We start from the raw sequence: 20,542 nt of genomic DNA, 5'->3' as shown, positions 1-20,542 counted from the left end.
AATCATTTTCATCGTACATTTTATTACAAATGAGAAATATTGTCAACATTCTATTGTAAATCTTTTCCTTGATAGATATCAGGCGATTTGTGAATCGTCCTACATGCAGCTTCACTTTCTTCATTCAATATCCATATCCTACAATCTACTATGCAGATTGCACGATATGGATAGGTGTATAATGCTCCAACATTTCTTTCATATGATCTTTCGCCTTCGTAAATGAATTGTATTTTTCGTCTGAAATCCTTGGATCCCCATAGACTCTCCACCCATTTATTTTAGTTAGCTTCAGCGAAGTGTGTCCAATAAAACCCATAACATCCTTTAAAGGATATCCTAGAAAAATCCCGATCTCATCAGGAATTTCTCCCGTTGACATTTTAGCTAATAATAAATTTAAATAGCCTTCCATATCATTGTTGTTGGAATATCCCAGTTGTTTCAAGAACTTTAAGTTTCTCGAATCCCCCAGGGCTTGCGCTAAAGAAACTTTATGATAAAAAAATAATTTGGTACAGTGATTGGAGATTCTTATCTCTTTATAATCTACTTTGCTGCAGCAGCGGAACACCTGCTTAATGATTTCCATTTTATTGATACCATCTTGATTATTTTTAGGAAAGCTAAGTATTTCTGCAGGTTTGGCACCTAACAAAACTGGCCCTAGGAGTTGCACCAGCCATTTCATAAAATCATCAGGATTATTATTAAAACAATAGCAACCTTTGTATTTTTGATCCATCCAATTTGCCTCCTCTTCTATTCCTACGGATATTTTCTATGATCAATTCGTTGATAATGATAATCTATCTCAATTAATTATATCATATTTTTCAAAGGCCTGCTATATTTTACTATTTTTTTGCAAACAATACTTTTTTCTATCTTACTTTCCCAGCTACATCCATGTCCTCATCACATTCCATCCTTTCATTTCCTTTCGTGGCCAGAAATAATTTTTCACTCGCCTTATTCACCATTGATTGTTTTCATGATAGACTATTTAGGAAGCCAATAATTAGCATTTTAAACGATGGAATATTGGGTATAAACTATTCATATAAGACTATGAATACATTGTAAGGAGAATTTTATGCTGACTCATTCTATTTCAATAACGGACAAAGCTTTTCTTGATACCTATTTAAGATCAAGTTCCTATGAGGTTTCTGATCTGAATTTTACAAATCTTTTTATGTGGCGCCATCTCTATCATTTAAAATATGAAGTCATCCATGGACTATTGTGGATTTCAGGCATATATTATGATAAACCTTTCTTATTTCCACCCCTTTTTAAGAATGCAGAAGACTTGGCAAATTTACCTGCCTGCCTAGAAATACTAAAGGGAAAATTTGATCACATAAAAAGCCCGGCGATGATAAAGTTCCTTCCTGCCTCAGCTGTAGAGCTTTTCCAAAATACTGCGCCCCAACAGCTTCGATTCCAGCGAGATCGCGACAATGATGATTATATTTATCTGGCCCAAGATCTGATGGAACTTAAAGGCAGAAAGCTTCACAGCAAGAAAAATCATTTGAATTTTTTCCGTAAACATATGGAGTTTGAATATGTACCCCTTACCAAGGATCTTATAGATGATTGTCTATCCTTGGCGCAACGATTGAAGGTAGGCAATTATACGGACTTAGAATTGGATTTGCTTCAAAACGAAGCATTAGCTATTGAGGAAGCACTTCAGCATATGGATCAACTGCATATCGCCGGTGGTGCCATCTGGGTGGATAATCAGGTGGAAGCTTTTACATTTGGTGAGAAATTAACAGAGGATACCATGCTGGTGCATATTGAAAAGGCAAATGCAGACATCCGAGGGTTATATCAAGCAATCAATCAACAGTTTTGCATTCACCATTGTGAGGACGTTATCTATGTCAATCGAGAAGAGGACATGGGCTTTGACTATTTACGAAAGGCTAAGGAATCTTACAATCCCGTAAAAATGCTGGAAAAATACGATGCTTTCCTTATTTAGGAGGGTGAACATGATCATTAGACGTTTGGAAAAAAAGGATATGGAGGCGGCAAAATCCCTATGGCGCTATGCTTTTGAGAGTCAAGAGCCTTTTTGCAGCTGGTATTTTGAGAATGTAGTAGCTCCTGAAAATCTATTGGGTATTTTTATGGAAGATGATTTGGCCGCTAGCCTACAGCTAAACCCTTATCGTTTATGGCTAAATGGCAACAGCTTTGATACTTCCTATGTGGTAGGTGTCATTACCGCCCCCGCCTATCGTCATAGAGGTTTGACCAAAGAATTAATGGCAGCGGCTATTGGAGAAATGAATCGAAAAAATCATGGGGTCTCTATTCTTATGCCCTTTGATACAAGCTTTTACAGCACCTATGGCTGGGAATTATGTTATTCGCAGCTGCGCTATGAAATTCCTATGGATATGTTGAAGAATTTTGGCGCTACCCAAGGAAATTTCACTCCAGTCCACGGAAAAGACGATGTGAATGCCCTCCAAGGCATTTATGAATCATACTTAAAAGATTACCAGGGCTATGTTCAACGCACACCTAAGGACTGGGCTATTCTTATCCAGGATTTACACCATGATGGGGGTTATGGTTATATCCTCATGGATGAGACAGGCACGCCTGCGGGGTATATTCTTTATTTTCTAAAGGACGGTACCCTAAATATCAGAGAATTGGCCTATTGCAGCCATTGGGCAAAGAAGTCTCTAATCCACTTCGTCTATCGCCATAAATCTCAAACCACAAAGGCCGCATGGCCTGCTCCTGTTGGAGATTTGGATTTTCTCTTCCTTCGGGATACCATCAAACCAACCCCTACCAATACCATACGTATTCTTCCCTTTATGGCGGGAAGAGTGGTAAATGTGAAAAGTGCGCTGGAAAACTGCCGTTATCCTAAGGATACGCTTTTATCATTTACCTTACAGATTTCAGACATCTATGGTCCTTGGAATCATGGTATTTTTTCCGTAATGATTCAAGACGGCATTCCATGTGTTCAGGAGACAGAGGATATGGAGCCGGATTTATCCTGCAGTATCAATGTCTTTTCTCGATTATTCTTTGGCGCTATCAGCCTGGAACAAGCTCTCTTTATGGAAGAAGCCCTATTACATAACCCGCTCCTTTCCGATGATTTGAAAAGGATTTTTCAACAAAAAAATAATTTCATCAATGAATATTTTTAACAAAAAGAGTCTCCTATAGATGAGTAACACCCTATATGCTAGCATATAGGGTGTTACCATTATGGATATACATACTGGGTTGCAGGTTTTTCTATTTTTTCAATCTCTTCCACTTGAATAACAGGCATCTGGGTATCTTCACCAGATATTGCATCATGGTACGCTGTAACATCCAAAGTTCCCATCACCCTTACCCATTCATCTTCCTCTACGATCTTTCCAGCTTCACCTCGGCTAAACAGACCGATCACTTGAGAGTCTGCTGCACAACAATTCATCAGAAGTCTCGCTACTACAAACTCATTCTCTTGAAAATTTTCTTCCCGAAATACAAAGCCCGTAATAACTACCTTATTTCCCTTATATTTCTCCATATTATTATAGATCTCATCCATAGTATATAAAAAATCCTCATCATTAAATAGGATCGTTCCATCCTGTAAAAAGGCCTCTTCCTCTGATCCTTCAATGGTAATCGACCCTTTATTGCCGCTGACGGTCACACCTTTTTTGGCAGCCACACTGGCGCTTAATCCAGTAGGATCTACTGCAAAGCCAAGGATCAATGGAATCAGAAATAAAATGTATCCAATTTTTATTGATTCTCTGTTATGTCTGCTAAATATTCGTTTCAATTGTACCCCACTCAATATCATGAAAACAGCAAACGAGAAATAGACATATTTCAACATCTTGGGATGGATAAAAACCAAAATCTTATCCGTAGAGATTAAATGATATACGTAATAGGTAAATCCTAATAAAATGGCAAACCATATGCTTTCATTCACATTGAACCGTCTCATCTTTACCCCCCCAATCATCCAATGATATTGACTAGCATGGCCAACATGAAGCACACCATAGAGATTACAACAATAAGCTTAACAACAAATTTTCCTTTAAAAGCACCACTGAGCATTAAAGTATTCTTGATATCAATCATCGGTCCAAATATCAGAAAGCCTACGATGGAGCCCGTTGTAAACTGTCCTAGGAAGGTTCTGGCAATAAACGCATCGGCTTCAGAACACAAAGACAATACAAAGGCCATCAGCATCATAACCAATACAGAAGTGACACTACCCTGACCAATGGATAGAATGTAGCTTCTAGATACAAAGGTCTGCATCAATGCGGAAAGGAATGCCCCCAGAATCAAGAACTTTCCTACATCATATAGTTCCAAGCTCATATGCTCCATGACATCCATCAGTGTTCTCCATAATCCCTGCTTCTGATGGACAGCAGGATGCCCATGATGATGCTCACATCCACAAGGATGGTGATGATCATGATGATGCGCTCCATGGTGGTGGCTATGATGTTCTTCCTCAATTTCCAATCCATTTTCAAATTCCTCATGGTGATGATGTCCACAACCGCATCCTGATCCCTCGGATATCCCATGATTTTTTAAAGGATTCTTTTTTCCCTCTAAAAGTCCTATGATATGCCCAATCAAAACGGCCCCGAATATTCCCAATCCACCCCTCAGTAGCACCATGGAGGTTTGTCCAGAGAATGCATAATACGTGGATGTCAATACCACCGGATTCACGATAGGCACTGCCAGCATGAACGTAACAGCAATATGTAATGGCACGCCCTTGTTCATCAGTCTTCTCATGATCGGCACAATGGCACACTCACAAACAGGAAAAATAAATCCCATCAGAGATGCTGCCAACAGCCCCAAAAATCGGTTTTTGGGAATAACTTTGGCAATGGTCTGCTCTGAAACAAACATCTGAATCATCGATGATACAAAAGCACCGATCATCACAAAGGGAATCGCTTCCAGAATAATGCTGAGAAAAACGGTTGTGAACCCCTCTAACGCCGATGAAGAAGCAGACAGTAAATCGCCTTCCCAAATTACATATACTCCTACAAATAAAATGAGACCTAAGAACACGAGCATGCTAAGCTGTGTAAAAAGATCCCTTGTCCTTTTTTCTGACCCCAACACCTATATCTTTCCCCCTTTCACCTTAGAAAGCATTCATTTCATTGTACTTTATCTTCCAAATATTCAAAACAATTGTCATCTTTGGTCAAACATTCCTCACCATGTTTTCTTTGTTTCAATGTAAAGAAAGGGCTCCTCAAAAGCGGGAGCCCCTGCATTTTTCTATTCTTAAGAAACAGTTGTACCTTTCATTCTCTTGACAATATTCTTTCCACTAATGACCATCATCAATATAAGAACAGACAGCAGCACAATGGTGCCGCCTGAAGCCAATTCGAAATAATAGGAAATGATAATCCCAGAAATGACTGCCAGCTGGGCAAATATAACGGCTAAAACTGTGGCATGCTTGAAGCTCTTTGCAATTTGCAGGCTCGTAGCCACGGGAATTACCATGAGGGATGATACCAAAAGAACGCCTACAATTCGCATAGATACAGTGATCGTGATGGCGATCATTAAAATAAAGAAAAGATTGATCCACTTTACTGGGATTCCAGCCAACCTTGCACCTTCCTCATCAAAGGCAATATAGAACAACTCCTTGTAGAGCAGCCGAATAGCCAATATGATAAAAACTCCTAGCCCACCAATTAGCCAGAGATCTTCTTTCAATACCGTTGTAATGCTCCCAAAGAGATAGCCAAACAAATCTACATTAAATCCCTTTGCCAAGCTGATCAAGACAACTGCTGTACCGATCCCCGCAGATAGAATAATGGCGATGGCAAGTTCTGCATACTGTTCATAGCTTTTTCTTAAGCGTTCAATGGCCAAGGCAGCCCCTACGGAAAAAATCAGTGCCATCCAGAGAGGATAGACTCCCCCTAGAATCCCTGCTGCTACGCCAGCCAAAGCCACATGGGACAAACTGTCCCCGATGAGCGACATTCGCCTTAGTACAAGGAAGATCCCAATCAAGGGGCACAATATCCCAATGGTTATTCCTGCCAGTAAAGCTCTTTGCATAAAGCTGTATTGTAAAAATTCTAGCATAATCTACGGCTCCTTCTTAACGGTGATGATGATGAACCAGGAGCTTCATTTGCTCCCCGTAAAATTGTGTCATAACTTCGCTCAAGGGGATATTGCAGCAGTTGTGATGGGTAACGAGACGTTTGTCTCCCATACATGCCACACGACTAACCTTTTCCGTAATCATCCCTATGTCATGGGAAATCATGACGATGGTGATGCCCATCTCTTTGTTCAGCCTCTCCAACAATTCATAGAACTCGCCTTGGGATTTCAAATCAATTCCTACCGTAGGCTCATCTAAAAAAATTACCTTGGGTGCGCTCACCAAAGCCCGGGCAATAAATACCTTCTGCTGCTGTCCACCAGATAGATTCCCAATCAACCTTTTACAATAGGCTTCCATACCTACCACACTCAAAGCCTCATGAATCTGCTCCCTATGGGCTTTGTTCATACGCCGAAATAACCCAATATGGGAATAAAGGTTTGCTCCAACCACTTCTTCTACCGTGGCTGGAAAGCTGGTGTTGAAGGAATTGGCCTTCTGCGCCACATAACCAATCTTTCCCCACCCTCTAAATTTTTCGATGTTCTGTCCGAAGATTTCAATTTTGCCCTGGGTCGGTTTTAAAATATTCAGCATCAGCTTTAATAAGGTACTCTTGGCAGAGCCGTTAGGCCCTACAATTCCCAAGTAATCGCCCTCATAAATATCCAGGTTAATATTCTCCAAGACCAAATTTTGATCGTATCCAAAGAAAACATTCTTTATTTCTACTACCTTGTTCATTTCTACTCTCCTAACGCGGTTTTCAAGGCTGCAAGATTTTCCTCCATAACAGCGATATAATCCTTTCCAGCATTGATTTCCTCTTGGGTCAATCCTTCCAATGGATTCAGCACCAATGTCTCAGCCCCTACCTCAGCTGCAAGCACTTGTGCTAATTTAGGACTCGTCAATGTCTCAAAGAAAATATATTTTAAGCTATGATCCTTCGCGAATTCGGTAATCTCTGCCAGTTTGGCAGCACTAGGCTCTTCTTGAGGGGATAATCCAGTAATAGCCACTTGCTCTAAATCATACCGATTTGCCAAATAACCAAAAGCAGCATGGGCTACCACTATTTCTTTTCTCTTCATATTGCTTAATTCCTGCTTATACTTCTCATCTAATGCTCTTAATTTATTTGCAAATTCCTCAAAGTTTGCCTCATAGAAATCCTTGTTCTCTTCATCTGCTTTCACAAAGGCATTTTTGATATTTTCAGCCTGTTTCATGGCATTCATAGGATTTAGCCACACATGGGGATCATATTCTCCATGTTCTTCTTCCTCTTCATGTTCATCTTCATGTTCTTCTGCCTTTATCAAATCCACATCCTGGGAAGCTTCTACAGTAATGAGTTGATCATTTTCAATGGACCCCGTCATCTTTTCAGCCCAAGGCTCTATGTCCAGGCCATTATAGATGAAAACATCTGCCTTTTCCATTTCTCCCATCAACTTTGCCGTAGGTTCCCAGTCATGGGCTTCTACACCTGGTGGGATCATAAGCTTAAGATCTATTTTATCCTTTCCTATGTTTTTTGCAAAATCATACATAGGGTAAAAACTTGCATACACCAACAATTTCTCTTCCGTATTTCCTTGGGCTTCTTCCGCTGGCCTGCTGCATCCCCCCATTAGCAACAAAGTAAGAATCAATAGAATACTCCATGTTCTTGATCTTTTTCCCTTCATGTTTATCCTTCACTCCTTTTTATGTAAACATTTTATTTCCGGGGTTCCAAGGACAACCTTCTCGTTGTCCTTGGATGAATCAAAATCTAAATGCTAATGATTTGCATCTACAAGAAATATACCATAGAATTTTTTTAAATGCAACTCATTCCTATTTTCATTTATCGACATATTCATAGGAAATCTTGTATGGGCGCCTGATACCTGCCATCAATGGGCGATTCGTGAATCGCCCCTACTGCTTTGGGCTTGCTATACGCTTTCTTTATGGAGTATTGCCTTGCTAGAAACCGATTACTCTAATCCTCAAATTTTTCAAAAATATTCTTGACATATCCTTTCGGTAGATGATAAGATTGTGTCAAACAAAATAGAACCTTCAGGGCAGGGTGTAATTCCCGACCGGCGGTAAAGTCCGCGAGCGACGAAAGTTGCAGAACTGGTGTAATTCCAGTACCGACAGTAAAGTCTGGATGGAAGAAGGTGCATAATAAGGTCACAGGTGTAATTTATTTCCTTTTGTGTGACATAGAATCAACAAGCCCTGAAAATACTATTTTCAGGGCTTATTTATTTTGTATATAAATCCTATATACTGCTGGGACTTTTATGAAGCATCTGTTAGAATATAGGGACCTTTTAAGCAACGGAAATCTCGAGAGCCTCCCTCGAAGAGATTTCGTTGGCGCCTTCTGAGGAGTTGCGATAGCAACATGCGAATTTTATTTTTTATTTTAGATTGAGGTGATTCCATGGAAGTGAAATATATGAGCAGGGCTTTGGCACTGGCTCGAGAAGGCATTGGCTACACCAGTCCTAATCCCTTGGTTGGTGCCGTAATTGTCAAAGAGGGTCGTATCATCGGCGAAGGTTATCATCAGCTCTACGGAGGTCCCCATGCAGAAATCAATGCTTTTGAAAATGCTGCAGAGGATGTCTATGGTGCCACCATGTATGTGACCCTGGAGCCTTGCTCCCATTATGGCAAAACACCGCCCTGTGCCAATGCCATCGTAGAAAAAGGAATAAAAAAAGTAGTGATCGCCATGATGGATCCCAATCCCCTGGTGGCTGGAAAAGGTATTGATATTTTAAAGACCAATGGGATTGAGGTTGTTACTGGCATTCTAGAGGATGAGGCTAAGAAAACAAATGAAATTTTTATAAAGTATATTACCACAGGTTCTCCATTTTGCCTTTTAAAAACAGCCATGACCCTAGATGGAAAAATTGCCGCCTATACGGGAGATTCCAAATGGATTACCAATGAAAAGTCTAGAGGATACGTTCATCAGCTCAGACATCAATATAGAGGTATCATGGTAGGTATAGGCACCGTCTTAGCCGATGATCCCATGTTAACAACACGTTTAGATGCTAAGGAGGGCTGTGATCCTGTTCGTATTGTAGTGGATAGCCGTGGAAGGATTCCTTTGAACGCCCAGGTACTCCATGTTTCTTCCCAAGCCAGAACGGTGATTGCCACAACAGACCAGATTCCTCAGGAGAAGTTGATCGCCCTCCAACAATTGGGCGCTGAAGTCATCCTTCTCCCCAGCATACAAGGACAGGTTAGTTTACCTGATTTAATGAAAGCCTTGGGTGAAAGAAAAATCGATAGCATTCTACTGGAGGGCGGCAGCACCCTGAACTATACGGCTTTAGATGCTGGGATTGTGGATAAAGTCATGGCCTTCATCTCCCCAAAGATTCTCGGAGGCTCGGGTGCAAAAACACCCGTAGGAGGTCAGGGTAAATCCCTTGTAAAGGACGCAGTACATCTTAAGAATATCTCTATCAATCGTTTCGAGGAAGATATTTTGATCGAAGGATATGTAGATAGATAGCCATTATGTATCGAAAGGAGGTTTTCCTTGCATGTTTACTGGAATTGTAGAAGAAATCGGTGTGGTCCAATCTGTATTGAAAGGCACCAAATCTGCCAAAATCGTCATCAAAGCCCAAAAGGTACTGGAAGATGTAAAATTGGGAGACAGTATCTGTACCAATGGTGCCTGCCTTACAGTCACCGATTATAGCAACCATAGCTTTGCCGTCGACGTGATGGCAGAGACTATGGGACGAACCAACTTAAGAAATCTTGTCCCTGGAAGTAAGGTAAATTTAGAGAGAGCCCTACGGCTCAGCGATCGTCTGGGTGGACATCTTGTCAGCGGTCACATCGATGATGTGGGTATCATCAAAGCTTTTGAAAAAGAAGACAACGCCGTATGGGTCTCCATCGCTGCGCCACCAGAAGTTCTAAAGTATATTATTCATAAAGGTTCTGTCGCCATCGATGGGATCAGCTTAACTGTCGCCTATATGGATGAAAGAATTTTCAAGGTATCGGTAATTCCCCACACCAAAGAGGTAACCACCCTATTGAACAAAAGTCCAGGAGATGAGGTCAATCTAGAAGGTGATCTGGTGGGAAAATATATTGAAAGATTTATTATGTTTAGAAACACCCCCCCTGTTCAAAAAGGGATGGATCTGAGTTTCTTGATAGAACACGGATTTGCTTAAAAAATAAAGAGATAGGAGATAGGTTGAAAGAGAAATTTTTTAGATGTTTTAAGGCCACAAGATATAAAATCAATTAACATTCAACCTACAACCTCCAACATAAAACATATATGATGAGGTGATATAATGTACAAGTTTAACACGATTGAAGAAGCCATTGAGGATATAAAAAATGGCAAGATCATAGTAGTCGTAGACGATGAAGACCGTGAAAATGAAGGGGATCTTCTCATGGCTGCAGAAAAAGCTACTCCAGAAGCCATCAATTTCATGGCCAAATACGGCCGAGGATTGATCTGCATGCCTATCCTAGGAGAAAGACTCAGAAAACTTAAGATTCCTCAAATGGTTACCCAGAATACCGATCTCCATCAAACAGCCTTTACCGTATCTATTGATGCCGTGGAAACCACCACGGGAATCTCTGCCTTTGAACGATCAGCCACAATTCTTAAGGTGCTGGATCCTGACGCAAACCCCGAGGACTTTAAGCGTCCTGGTCACATCTTTCCTTTAGAAGCCAGGGAAGGCGGCGTACTAAAACGTTCTGGTCATACGGAGGCAGCCGTTGATTTTGCCAGATTAGCAGATTTATACCCAGCGGGTGTTATCTGTGAAATCATGAATGAGGATGGCACGATGGCACGGGTTGGAGAATTAATGGAGTACGTCAAGGAGCATCAATTAAAAATCGTCACCATCGCAGATTTGATTGCCTACCGTCGAAAACATGAGCTATTGGTGGAGAAAGTAACGGAAGCCAATATGCCTACCAAATATGGCGATTTTCGAATCGTCGGTTATCAAAACAAGTTGAATGGTGAGCACCATTTGGCTTTGGTCAAGGGAGATATTTCCGATGGTAGTCCCGTTCTTGTTCGGGTCCACTCCGAATGTCTCACAGGGGATGCGTTTGGTTCTATACGCTGCGATTGTGGCGATCAATATGCCGCTGCCATGAAGGCCATCGATGAGGAAGGTCGTGGCGTTCTCCTTTATATGCGTCAAGAGGGACGAGGGATCGGCCTCATCAATAAATTGAAGGCCTATGCTTTACAGGATCAAGGCATGGATACGGTAGAAGCCAATCTTGCTTTAGGTTTCCCTGAAGATATGCGGGATTATGGCATTGGCGCACAGATTTTATTCGATCTAGGCATTCGAAAAATACGCCTGATGACCAATAACCCCAAGAAACTATCGGGACTTACAGGTTATGGCCTAGAGGTTGTGGAACGCGTTCCTATTCAGATGAATCACAATGAAAGAAATGCCTATTACTTACAAACGAAAAAAGAAAAACTAGGTCATATGCTGAAATTTAAGGAGGAATAAAAATGAAAATTTACGAAGGAAAATTAATCGCCCAAGGATTGAAGTTTGGAATTATTGTGGGAAGGTTCAATGAGTTTATAGGTGGCAAGCTTCTCAGTGGTGCTTTGGATGCCTTGAAGCGCCATGGAGTTGAGGAAAAGGATGTAGAGATTGCATGGGTACCAGGAGCCTTTGAAATCCCCTTGGTAGCGAAAAAAATGGCCACATCTCAAAAGTATCATGGTGTCATCTGCCTTGGAGCCGTAATCCGTGGTGCTACCCCTCATTTTGATTATGTATCCAATGAGGTAACCAAAGGCGTTGCCAGTGTTTCCTTAGAAACAGGAGTTCCTGTAATTTTCGGCGTACTGACTACAGACACCATCGAACAGGCTATTGAACGGGCTGGCACCAAGGCGGGGAACAAAGGCTATGAAGCAGCAGTTACCGCCATTGAGATGGCAAACCTATTAAAAGAATTTTAATTTCAAGGGAAGCGATATTTTCGCTTCTCTTTTCTTTTGCATATTTCTTGTTATTTTTATAAGAATAATAATTAAAGGCGATTCGTGAATCGCCCCTACTTTCCAATTTCTAAGGATATTGCCTAAGGTTAGATGTCTATTGTTTTTTAAGCTTCTAACCTCTAACTTCTAACCACTAACATCATTATAAAGGGAGGTCCAAAATTTGTCTGATAAAGCAAAGAAGCAAAGAGCATTTTCCCCCCTCTTCCACCCTATACGTTATCTTATGCGCAAAATGATGGCCAATGGCTTTAATACATATACGGAAATCCTAATGACAGATAACTATGATGAAAATGCCATCGAAATCATCACCGCAACGCTGAAAACGGGTATACAAGTTGCAATAGAGAACGAACTCCGCTCTGCCGGAGGTGCAGCCATCGATCGTCCCCTAGGCACCTCAAGAAAATTCCCATCCTTAGATGAGTTACTGTTTAGTATTGGCCAGCTTTATATCATGCCACAGGACTTTGAAGATCCAGTCGATACCAAGGTTATTATAGGTAAAAGAGCAAAGAGTCCCCTCACCATAGATATTCCTATTCTCATTGCGCCCATGGCCTATGGAACGGCCCTTTCAAAAGGTGTAAAAATAGCTTATGCAAAAGCTTCTGCCCAGCTAGGTACAGCCGCCACCTCTGGAGAAGGTCCCATCTTGGATGAAGAGTTCAAAGAAGCAAAGCATTATATCCTGCAATATAATCGTGGGGATTGGGCAAAGGATGAAGAAACCTTGCGCAAGGTAGATGCCATTGAAATTCAATTTGGTCAGGGAGCCATCGGAGGTGTCGGAAGCAGAATTAAAGCGGAAAATATCGACGCAGAGATGAGAAAGTATTTTAAGTACCCTGCTGGAAAAGATATAGTGGCCCATTCCAGACAACCAGAGGTTCAGCACCCAAAGGATGTGGCGAAGCTTGTAGAGAAGCTTAAAGATATCACTGGTGGAAGACCTATCGGGGCAAAAATCGGTGCTGGGAAATATCTAGAAGCGGATTTGGACATTCTGTGTAGCGCAGGTATAGATTTTATCACCGTTGATAGTGCGGAGGCTGGCACAAAGGGATCTGTTCCTATCCTGCAAGATGATTTTGGTGTTCCTACCCCCTTTGCGATTTCCCGTACTGCGGAATGGCTTTACAAGCACAACTTTAAAGAGCATGTAACCCTCTTGGCCTCAGGGAAAATCCGTGCCCCAGGCGATATGTTAAAAGCCTGTGCGTTAGGAGCCGATGCCTGCTATGTAGGCAATGCCGCCCTCTTTTCCGTTGCCCATACCCAAGCCTTGAAGACCTTACCCTTTGAACCCGTTACCCAACTGGTATGGCATACAGGGCAGTTTGAAGATGATTTTGATATTGAAGCGGGTGCTACGTCCGTGGCAAATTATCTAAAAGCTTGTACCCAAGAGTTGGAGAAGGGCGTTCGGGCCCTCGGTAAAACTAGATTGGCAGATGTGAATAAGGGAGACCTATGTGCCTTAAGCGAAGTGATTTCCAAGGGCTGCGGTGTACCTATGTGCTATGAGCCCTATGAATATGAAGATAAATTTAAAGGCGTACAGGAGGTCCATGAGGAGCAAGAAAAACAGCAAGGAAAACCTCAGCGCCGCCGTATCATCCTTGGCAAGAGAAAAGAAGAAGAAGAGTCTAAAGAAGAAAAAGAATAGGGAACAGACAATAAGTCTGCTCTCTATTCTTTTTAATGACAGCTTCCGCCACTGCTTGCAGGAAGGGGAATATCGCTGTTTTCCAGGGCTTCTAAGTCTACATTGTTTACATCGTCTACAATAACGATCTTTCCACTGAGCATATTCATCCCACATGTAAAAACAAGCTCTCCTTCTTGATTCGGCGTAAAGCGAATTTCATTCTTCCCTTCCTTTACTTCCTTTTGAAAGCCTGCATCAGGTATGGTCAGTATATAATTACATGAGTTAATTTCTATACCATTCATTATCCAAGTCACAGGCATGTCTTTCTGTACTACAAAAATATTGGGACTATATCCATCATTACCCACATTCATCTCTATGGTCTGTTGTCCATCAGCAATGAGGGCTACAGCTGCTTTGTTCTCCCCTTGGACTGATGCACAACATCCCCCGCCAAACAAGCCCCCGTTTGTACTATTATCCTTTGCTACTTCTACGGGTTGAGATGGATCATTGACTGCCGTAAGCTGGCTGGTAATCATCCCCATCCAACAACTAATCCGAATTTTTCCTTCCTTCGTTGGAATAAACTCAATCTCAGGATTTTCTTCCATAAGATTAACCTCAACGTTATACTCTGGAATCACGATTGGATTGTTACATCCATTGATGCTTTGTACATCAAATTTAATTTTCACCGGCACGCCTACCTGAACCACAGAATTATCTGGTGTGTACCCATTGGCGGTCACCGTCATATTGATCACTTGTTTTCCGTCTTCCATCTTGATTTCAGGAACCTCCGTTACAGTACCTTTCATCAGTCCAAGATCCAAGGCCATACCCGATAGAGCCATGCCTCGGTTTAGCATCACAATCCCCAATACCATAACCAAAACCGCACTGGCCTTCATCATGGTTCTACTGGATTTATTGCTGATGGCAGAAGTTATTGCCCCAAAGATGAATAGCAGTGGTACAGTTCCAGCGCTGAAGAAAAACATGGAGAGAGCCCCCTTGGCTACACTTCCTGTTCCCAAAGCATAGAGCTGCATGGTCTGAAGCGGACCACAGGGCATTAGTCCATTCATCAAGCCTACAAAGAATGGTCTGAATGGCGTTGATCCCCCTATTTTTCCAAATGCAATGCTAGGCATCCGTAAGCCTAACCAATTGGGAAAGTGAAGAATATTTAGCATTTTAAGCCCTAGCAAGAACATAAAAACCCCGGCACCTATGGCCACAATTCCTTTAAACTGACCTGATGGGGTCACTACAGCACCTACACCACCAACAATGCCCCCAATCACCGTGTAGGAAACAATCCGACCTGCATTATATAAAAGGGATGGGGTAAACCGTCTCCCTCCATTGGTTTCACCTACACTCTGAGACAATGCAATCCCCCCACACATGGCAACACAATGGATGGATGTTAGTAAACCCACCATAAAGATCAATCCATAGCCCATGCCTTCTGAAACCTCAGGAATAAAATTAAAACCAATGGTATTCTGAATTAAATAAAACCCAGCAAATAAAAGGAGCAAAAGAGGCATGACCTTTTTAAAGCCATGTTTCCCTTCCTTCATCACACCATAGCCTAAAGCCTCAATATTTGACTGAAATAATTTCTCATCTACAAGATCTTCATCATAATGGATCTCCACCCTTGACTGATGAAAGGATGCCTTCACGTGATGAACCCCGTTCAACTTCTGCAATGCCTTTTCAATCCTTGCCTCGCAATTACCACATGTCATCCCATCAATAAATAATGTAATCTTTTTCATTTTTTTCCCACCCCTGTATTCTATAGACTACGTAATCGCAGCACTATTTAGTAAGAGTAACCTTGGTTCATACCAATCCTTACGAATAGTATAAAACAAGAGCAAGAATCATGCCAAGTAGAAACATGATTCTTGCTCGTACTCTATGACGATCTCATTTATAAAGGTATTTTCCTATCTGCTTAGCAGTTAGCGGTTGGCGGCAAAAAAGGGTTAGCCGCTAACCATCAACGGTTAACTGCTGACCCTTTTTATAAATAGTGTATTATTTCATGCATCTACTGTAGCATTTCATACTACCGCATCATCTTATTGATCGTCTTAAGAAACTCCTCCACCACCTCGGTATCCCCTTCACGAATACGATCGATGACACAGGTTTTCATATGGTTCTCCAAAAGCAGTTTACTCACACCATCGATGGCTGATTGGACAGCAGCAATTTGTATAAGTACATCATCACAATAGGTTCCCCGTTCGATCATCCCTCGAACGCCCCGTACTTGTCCCTCGATCTTATTCAAACGCTTCACCAGGGCTTGAGTAACGCTTTCGGGACGATGGCTCACCCTTTCGCCATCTGTACCTTGACAACAGCCAGAAACAAGCAGTTCTTTTTCCTTCTCCATGTCATACCTCCTTCCCCTACGGAAGGTCTCTGTACAATCAAGTCCTTCCCGCTTATGTCTTATATTGTCTTGATATCTACTACATCATAGCCAGCTTCTTCTACAGCACCCTTTAAGATTTCACAGGCCACATCTTTAGATAGCTCTACCAATGCATTTTTTCCCTGAAGGTCTACAACCACACTGCTAACGCCTTCAATTTCCTCCAAAGCATTCTTCACGTGATTCACACAATGCCCACAGCTCATTCCTTCGATCATCATTAATTTTTTCATTCCTAACGCCTCCTTTTATAGTATACCCCCGTATGGTATTTATAATTCTATCTTAAACTTCTCTATCATCGTTGTCAACAACTATTTTTATGATTCCCATTACCTTTTAAAAATATCACAGTACTACATTTTGCGTATTCTCTATGCCTTATTTTGCTTATATCTATATAAGGTAATCTCTATATCTTGTCCCTCACTATATTTAACAGTAGCCTCATCTGTCATCATGCCTACCAAGGATAATTCGTTGGCCACATCACAATCCCCTGTCAACGTCCAATAATACTCTTCCATTTCCTCATGCTTTGTACAGTTTAATAGCTTCACCAGCTTTTCAACCTTCTTTAGACTATTGTCCTTATAATCACACTTGCAATAAATCTTAAAGAATTCATCGGTTTCCTGCACATCTACATGGATATTGGTGGACCCCATATAGAAGCAATAATTCATCAGTTCATCCACGATTTTTGATATCTTCAATCTATCGTGCTTCACATCTATCCCTCCTTCTTGAACGCCTCAATAATTGGTATCAGCGTAGCTGCCACGATGCCTCCAGAAAACCCATTGTTATATAGATTAATCCCTCCGTGGAGGAATCCTACATTTAATACGACAGAAGAGTGCAGAAATCCTGCAAGAATACCATATTTCCATCCAAATTCCCCTGCAATGGGCGCCAAAGTCGTGCCAAACAACGCAGCCAAAACAATATTGGGATCATTGATGGACCATACCTTTGTTAAGCTACCAAGGAATACCCCTAAAAAAATAGGAGACATGTTTCCAAGATGTTTTCCAAAGGCACTAAATCCCACAATGGTAAAAATCCCCCCTATGGTCGGACCATTTAAATCGCCTCGAATCATTAGAATATATGCTGTAGCAAACAAACCATTGATTCCCATATTTAACAAGCTCGGTGCAAAGCCTTCCAAAATAACAAAATCTGTAATCAGTCTTCCCGAATATTTGTAAAAACTCTTATAGCCCTTCACAGAACTACCATTCAGGTAAAAGCCAATGCCTATAAGCAGGATGAACAACGTAACCAAGAATATGGATAAAATCCCGTTATTCCCCGTAGTCCAAATCATTCTTGACTCCATGTTCAGTCCGTAGGATCTCAGCACAGAGACACAAATCGTTCCAATGATACCTGCTGTAAAACCTATATTGTAAAGGTTGAACCCTTGATGTACCCTCATAAGATACGAAGATAGCGGAGGCAAGACAAAACCAATCATCACCCCCATCGCCATTCCCAACGGGATGCTGATCCACCTTGACATGTTGGTAATAAACATCATCTGGGTTACTAACGGTGCCAGACTGGTACCAAAAAGTCCGATATACACATATTTGATGAACTTATCTCTTTGGTACCGAGTATAGATCCAAACTCCTGCCATGATAAACCAAACGTTAAAGATATTCTTCCCAAAAAGTCCAAAGCCAGTCATCAACCAAACTGTAGAAATGGTAGCACCAGTAACCTTAATCTCCATCTTATATAAGATAAAGATAGCCAGGAGGGTTAAAATGCCTGCATTGACAAAGGCGGCACCCAATCCCCCCACACCAATATAATCTGTGATTAGGAAGTCTGGCTCTAAGATGATCTGCTGGAGTCCTCTGAGGATTCCCTCTGGAGTATCCATAAGAAACCCAAAAACAACAAACAATGCACCATATAGGGTTAATACCAAGTACCGGGTCTGATTTGGAATCTTCCCCCCTTCTTCGATAAAAGCAGGTCTATTAAAAATACTTTTAAAAATAAGAATCCCCCCTTTCTAGTTTCTATTATTTCTATTGTACCCTAATACATCGTATTTTTCATCTTTAGCAACTATAAAAATCAAAATATACGGCTGTGATCCTTGGGATCACAGCCGTATACTAATCTTCTACCTCAATCTCTACAATAATGTTGTTTTCTACTTGAATCTCTATTTCACTGCCAACCTTTAACTCACTGAAATCAATCTCGTCACCATCATCATCAAGGATCTCTGCATCCTTGGCTACCACATAGGTTTTATATTGACTGCCTACTTTGATGGTAAGCTTGTTTTGTGTGCCTACTACTTTTTCGATGAGGGTTCCTGTATATTCATTTGTAACGGATTTAGCCGATAACTCCACTACTTTTCCATTTTCTATCCTTACTTCTACTTTCATGTTCAACACTAGTTTATCAAATCCTGCATCTTTTCCATCAACTTCTATATCCGTACCACTATCTAGCTGGATGGTTCTTTCTGTACTACCTACCTTAAGCTTCAATTCTTTTCGTGTACTGTTGATTCCAGCAATAACCCCTGAGAATTCTTCTTCGACGGATTTTGCATATACCTGTAGGACCTCTCCATTCTCAATGGCGACTTCAACTTTCATGCCGACAGCTAGATGTTTGAAAGCGACATTGTTTCCATTTAGCTCAATATCTGTTTCATCATCGACTTGGATGATTCTTTCCTGACTGCCTACTTGAATCTTCAGTTTTTCTGTAGAAGCATAGATCTGCTTGATGGTTCCTTTAAAGGTTTCTGTATTTGTCTGGGCACTAATGCTGTCTACCTTACCATCAATGATCTTTAATTCCACCTTCATTCCGATAGACAAATCACTAAAGTTCTTTGTTCTACCATCGATCTTGATCACTGTATTGTTCTCAACTTTGAATAATTTTTCTTTGCTATCATTTTTTACAACAACTTCTTTGTCTGTTCGGTCGATATCTGTAATGCTACCTTTGAAACTATCTTCGATCACAACGACTTCAGTATTCCAACGGATTTCTTTTACAAGCTTTTCTTCCACCTTTAGCGTGATAGTCTTATCCAGCCTTAAATCATCTAGCGTTTTTTGCTTTCCGTCAATATACACTTTTACATCATCATCTAATGCATAGCTTTCAACTTTTCCACTTTTCTCAATATATATTTTTTCGGCATTAAACCAGATTAGTTTTCCGCTGACTCGTTCTACATCCTCATCATCGTCATCGTCAATCTTGTCGTTTAAGGTAGCTACCAAGCTAGCCATCTCTGCTCTTTTTACTGGCTGATTCGGTCTGAAGGTTCCATCTGGATATCCTTTCATAATACCTTCTTGAGCAATCAAGTATACATACCCTGCAGCATCACTTTTTACTGCATTTTTATCATCAAAGCTTAAATCATCCTTGGTATATTTCTTGGCCTTTGCCTCTAATCCCATGGCACGAATGATATACATGGCTACTTCTTGTCTTGTAGCTGGTGTTGTAAAGCTTTGTTTCGTCACATCAGCTTCACTAATTAAGCCTCTTTGTATAGCGACTTCAATGTATCCCTTGGTCCAATCCTGTAACTGATCCTTTACTTTATCCTTGATTTTACCTTTTTGAATCAGCTCTAATGATAAATCGGCTTCATCATCCCAATCCAACCCTCTAATAATCATAGCTAGGGCTTCAATCTTTGTCACATTGCTAGATGGCGCAAACTTTTCTTCACCTACACCACTAAGTATGCCCTTCTCTGCCAACCTCTCAATAGCTTCTTGTGCCCATTCAAATCCATCTAAATCTTTAAACTTTTTCGCAATTCCTGGAGGAAGACCTCCTTTTTTTGCCAAACCAGGCGGTGTAAATCCTGCCGCATAGCTTGGAATTGCTGCGCTCATTAACAGAATCGTAATTAGCATAAGACTCATAATCTTTTTCATCTCTATTTCCTCCTTTTTTTATCTGTGTTATAGTCTACGGATCGTTTCTAGGCTTTAGGTACCATAAAGTCTTTTTTTTGTAAATTTTTTGAAGAATTGCTGACCGTCTTTCCAAAGGATTTTTATTTATATTCAATTTAGGTGTGCCCGTTTATGAAGCAAATGCATACCTTATAACTGAGAGATTAATTTCTCATATATTGAATACTTTTAA

19 protein-coding genes and 1 riboswitch are annotated in these 20,542 nt (G+C 41.0%); of the genes, 7 read left to right on the top strand and 12 right to left on the bottom strand.

Going from position 1 to position 20,542, the window contains the following annotated elements:
- Positions 1-148: 148 nt before the first annotated feature.
- Entirely contained in the window at positions 149-745 is a 597-nt protein-coding gene (locus tag HNQ80_RS14080; RefSeq protein ID WP_184311307.1) for a DUF3793 family protein, read from the bottom strand.
- Between the two features lie 351 nt (positions 746-1,096).
- Between HNQ80_RS14080 and HNQ80_RS14075 the strand changes: the two genes are divergently transcribed.
- Together HNQ80_RS14075 and HNQ80_RS14070 are read left to right on the top strand one after the other, a co-directional pair.
- On the top strand, positions 1,097-1,999 hold the full coding sequence (locus tag HNQ80_RS14075) for a DUF2156 domain-containing protein (RefSeq protein WP_184311306.1): 903 nt from the start codon (positions 1,097-1,099) through the stop codon (positions 1,997-1,999).
- A gap of 10 nt (positions 2,000-2,009) precedes the next feature.
- Positions 2,010-3,197 (top strand): GNAT family N-acetyltransferase, encoded by a 1,188-nt coding sequence (locus HNQ80_RS14070; RefSeq protein ID WP_184311305.1) that lies wholly within the window; start codon positions 2,010-2,012, stop codon positions 3,195-3,197.
- Positions 3,198-3,256: 59 nt separating this feature from the next.
- Here HNQ80_RS14070 and HNQ80_RS14065 read toward each other — a convergent pair whose 3' ends face one another.
- From HNQ80_RS14065 to HNQ80_RS14045, 5 genes are all read right to left on the bottom strand, one after another.
- The gene (locus tag HNQ80_RS14065; protein ID WP_184311304.1) at positions 3,257-4,003 is read right to left on the bottom strand and encodes a TIGR03943 family putative permease subunit; all 747 of its coding nucleotides are present in this window, start codon (positions 4,001-4,003) and stop codon (positions 3,257-3,259) included.
- A 14-nt stretch (positions 4,004-4,017) separates the two neighbouring features.
- Positions 4,018-5,169 carry a permease gene (locus tag HNQ80_RS14060; protein WP_330602881.1) on the bottom strand — a complete coding sequence of 384 codons (1,152 nt, stop codon included), beginning with the start codon at positions 5,167-5,169 and terminating at the stop codon, positions 4,018-4,020.
- A 168-nt stretch (positions 5,170-5,337) separates the two neighbouring features.
- Positions 5,338-6,165, bottom strand: a complete 828-nt coding sequence (locus HNQ80_RS14055) for a metal ABC transporter permease (RefSeq protein WP_184311303.1) — start codon at positions 6,163-6,165, stop codon at positions 5,338-5,340.
- Positions 6,166-6,181: 16 nt separating this feature from the next.
- Positions 6,182-6,937: a metal ABC transporter ATP-binding protein gene (locus HNQ80_RS14050; RefSeq protein WP_184311302.1), complete on the bottom strand. Its 756-nt coding sequence runs from the start codon at positions 6,935-6,937 to the stop codon at positions 6,182-6,184.
- 2 nt (positions 6,938-6,939) lie between these two features.
- A complete protein-coding gene (locus HNQ80_RS14045) occupies positions 6,940-7,887 on the bottom strand; it encodes a metal ABC transporter substrate-binding protein (RefSeq protein ID WP_184311301.1) in 948 nt (315 codons plus the stop codon).
- Positions 7,888-8,258: 371 nt separating this feature from the next.
- A riboswitch (FMN riboswitch) is annotated at positions 8,259-8,376 on the top strand.
- A gap of 263 nt (positions 8,377-8,639) precedes the next feature.
- On the opposite strand from HNQ80_RS14045, the gene ribD reads away from it, so the two are divergent.
- The 5 genes from ribD (at position 8,640) to HNQ80_RS14020 (ending at position 13,929) form a co-directional block, all read left to right on the top strand.
- Positions 8,640-9,734, top strand: a complete 1,095-nt coding sequence (ribD, locus tag HNQ80_RS14040; RefSeq protein WP_184311300.1) for a bifunctional diaminohydroxyphosphoribosylaminopyrimidine deaminase/5-amino-6-(5-phosphoribosylamino)uracil reductase RibD — start codon at positions 8,640-8,642, stop codon at positions 9,732-9,734.
- A 31-nt stretch (positions 9,735-9,765) separates the two neighbouring features.
- On the top strand, positions 9,766-10,416 hold the full coding sequence (locus HNQ80_RS14035) for a riboflavin synthase (RefSeq protein ID WP_184311299.1): 651 nt from the start codon (positions 9,766-9,768) through the stop codon (positions 10,414-10,416).
- 126 nt (positions 10,417-10,542) lie between these two features.
- Positions 10,543-11,751 carry a bifunctional 3,4-dihydroxy-2-butanone-4-phosphate synthase/GTP cyclohydrolase II gene (locus HNQ80_RS14030; protein ID WP_184311298.1) on the top strand — a complete coding sequence of 403 codons (1,209 nt, stop codon included), beginning with the start codon at positions 10,543-10,545 and terminating at the stop codon, positions 11,749-11,751.
- A 2-nt stretch (positions 11,752-11,753) separates the two neighbouring features.
- Positions 11,754-12,215 carry a 6,7-dimethyl-8-ribityllumazine synthase gene (ribH, locus tag HNQ80_RS14025; protein ID WP_184311297.1) on the top strand — a complete coding sequence of 154 codons (462 nt, stop codon included), beginning with the start codon at positions 11,754-11,756 and terminating at the stop codon, positions 12,213-12,215.
- Between the two features lie 205 nt (positions 12,216-12,420).
- Positions 12,421-13,929 carry an FMN-binding glutamate synthase family protein gene (locus HNQ80_RS14020; protein WP_184311296.1) on the top strand — a complete coding sequence of 503 codons (1,509 nt, stop codon included), beginning with the start codon at positions 12,421-12,423 and terminating at the stop codon, positions 13,927-13,929.
- A 32-nt stretch (positions 13,930-13,961) separates the two neighbouring features.
- Here the strand turns inward: HNQ80_RS14020 and HNQ80_RS14015 are convergent, their stop codons facing one another.
- From HNQ80_RS14015 to HNQ80_RS13990, 6 genes are all read right to left on the bottom strand, one after another.
- Positions 13,962-15,707 (bottom strand): urease accessory protein UreH domain-containing protein, encoded by a 1,746-nt coding sequence (locus HNQ80_RS14015; RefSeq protein WP_184311295.1) that lies wholly within the window; start codon positions 15,705-15,707, stop codon positions 13,962-13,964.
- 296 nt (positions 15,708-16,003) lie between these two features.
- Positions 16,004-16,336, bottom strand: coding sequence for a metal-sensitive transcriptional regulator (locus tag HNQ80_RS14010; protein ID WP_184311294.1), 333 nt, complete (start codon positions 16,334-16,336; stop codon positions 16,004-16,006).
- 59 nt (positions 16,337-16,395) lie between these two features.
- Positions 16,396-16,611 carry a heavy-metal-associated domain-containing protein gene (locus HNQ80_RS14005; RefSeq protein ID WP_184311293.1) on the bottom strand — a complete coding sequence of 72 codons (216 nt, stop codon included), beginning with the start codon at positions 16,609-16,611 and terminating at the stop codon, positions 16,396-16,398.
- Positions 16,612-16,752: 141 nt separating this feature from the next.
- Positions 16,753-17,109, bottom strand: a complete 357-nt coding sequence (locus tag HNQ80_RS14000; RefSeq protein ID WP_184311292.1) for a hypothetical protein — start codon at positions 17,107-17,109, stop codon at positions 16,753-16,755.
- Positions 17,110-17,111: 2 nt separating this feature from the next.
- Positions 17,112-18,323 (bottom strand): DUF1576 domain-containing protein, encoded by a 1,212-nt coding sequence (locus HNQ80_RS13995; RefSeq protein ID WP_243183260.1) that lies wholly within the window; start codon positions 18,321-18,323, stop codon positions 17,112-17,114.
- A 193-nt stretch (positions 18,324-18,516) separates the two neighbouring features.
- Positions 18,517-20,328, bottom strand: a complete 1,812-nt coding sequence (locus HNQ80_RS13990; protein WP_184311290.1) for an S-layer homology domain-containing protein — start codon at positions 20,326-20,328, stop codon at positions 18,517-18,519.
- Positions 20,329-20,542: the final 214 nt, after the last annotated feature.

It is taken from the genome of Anaerosolibacter carboniphilus, from assembly GCF_014205875.1.
Taxonomy (GTDB): domain Bacteria; phylum Bacillota; class Clostridia; order Peptostreptococcales; family Thermotaleaceae; genus Anaerosolibacter; species Anaerosolibacter carboniphilus.
The sequence above is the reverse complement of the archived record's forward strand: the minus strand, read 5'-3'. Positions and strand labels throughout refer to the sequence as shown.

Bases quoted from the DNA above. Each gene is read 5' to 3' on its own strand.
- HNQ80_RS14010 (WP_184311294.1), bottom strand. From the start codon at position 16,336: ATGGAGAAGGAAAAAGAACTGCTTGTTTCTGGCTGTTGTCAAGGTACA.
- HNQ80_RS14065 (WP_184311304.1), bottom strand. From the start codon at position 4,003: ATGAGACGGTTCAATGTGAATGAAAGCATATGGTTTGCCATTTTATTA.
- HNQ80_RS14045 (WP_184311301.1), bottom strand. From the start codon at position 7,887: ATGAAGGGAAAAAGATCAAGAACATGGAGTATTCTATTGATTCTTACT.
- HNQ80_RS14015 (WP_184311295.1), bottom strand. From the start codon at position 15,707: ATGAAAAAGATTACATTATTTATTGATGGGATGACATGTGGTAATTGC.
- ribD (WP_184311300.1), top strand. From the start codon at position 8,640: ATGGAAGTGAAATATATGAGCAGGGCTTTGGCACTGGCTCGAGAAGGC.
- HNQ80_RS14005 (WP_184311293.1), bottom strand. From the start codon at position 16,611: ATGAAAAAATTAATGATGATCGAAGGAATGAGCTGTGGGCATTGTGTG.
- HNQ80_RS14080 (WP_184311307.1), bottom strand. From the start codon at position 745: ATGGATCAAAAATACAAAGGTTGCTATTGTTTTAATAATAATCCTGAT.
- HNQ80_RS14035 (WP_184311299.1), top strand. From the start codon at position 9,766: ATGTTTACTGGAATTGTAGAAGAAATCGGTGTGGTCCAATCTGTATTG.
- ribH (WP_184311297.1), top strand. From the start codon at position 11,754: ATGAAAATTTACGAAGGAAAATTAATCGCCCAAGGATTGAAGTTTGGA.
- HNQ80_RS14070 (WP_184311305.1), top strand. From the start codon at position 2,010: ATGATCATTAGACGTTTGGAAAAAAAGGATATGGAGGCGGCAAAATCC.
- HNQ80_RS14075 (WP_184311306.1), top strand. From the start codon at position 1,097: ATGCTGACTCATTCTATTTCAATAACGGACAAAGCTTTTCTTGATACC.
- HNQ80_RS13990 (WP_184311290.1), bottom strand. From the start codon at position 20,328: ATGAAAAAGATTATGAGTCTTATGCTAATTACGATTCTGTTAATGAGC.
- HNQ80_RS14030 (WP_184311298.1), top strand. From the start codon at position 10,543: ATGTACAAGTTTAACACGATTGAAGAAGCCATTGAGGATATAAAAAAT.
- HNQ80_RS14050 (WP_184311302.1), bottom strand. From the start codon at position 6,937: ATGAACAAGGTAGTAGAAATAAAGAATGTTTTCTTTGGATACGATCAA.
- HNQ80_RS14055 (WP_184311303.1), bottom strand. From the start codon at position 6,165: ATGCTAGAATTTTTACAATACAGCTTTATGCAAAGAGCTTTACTGGCA.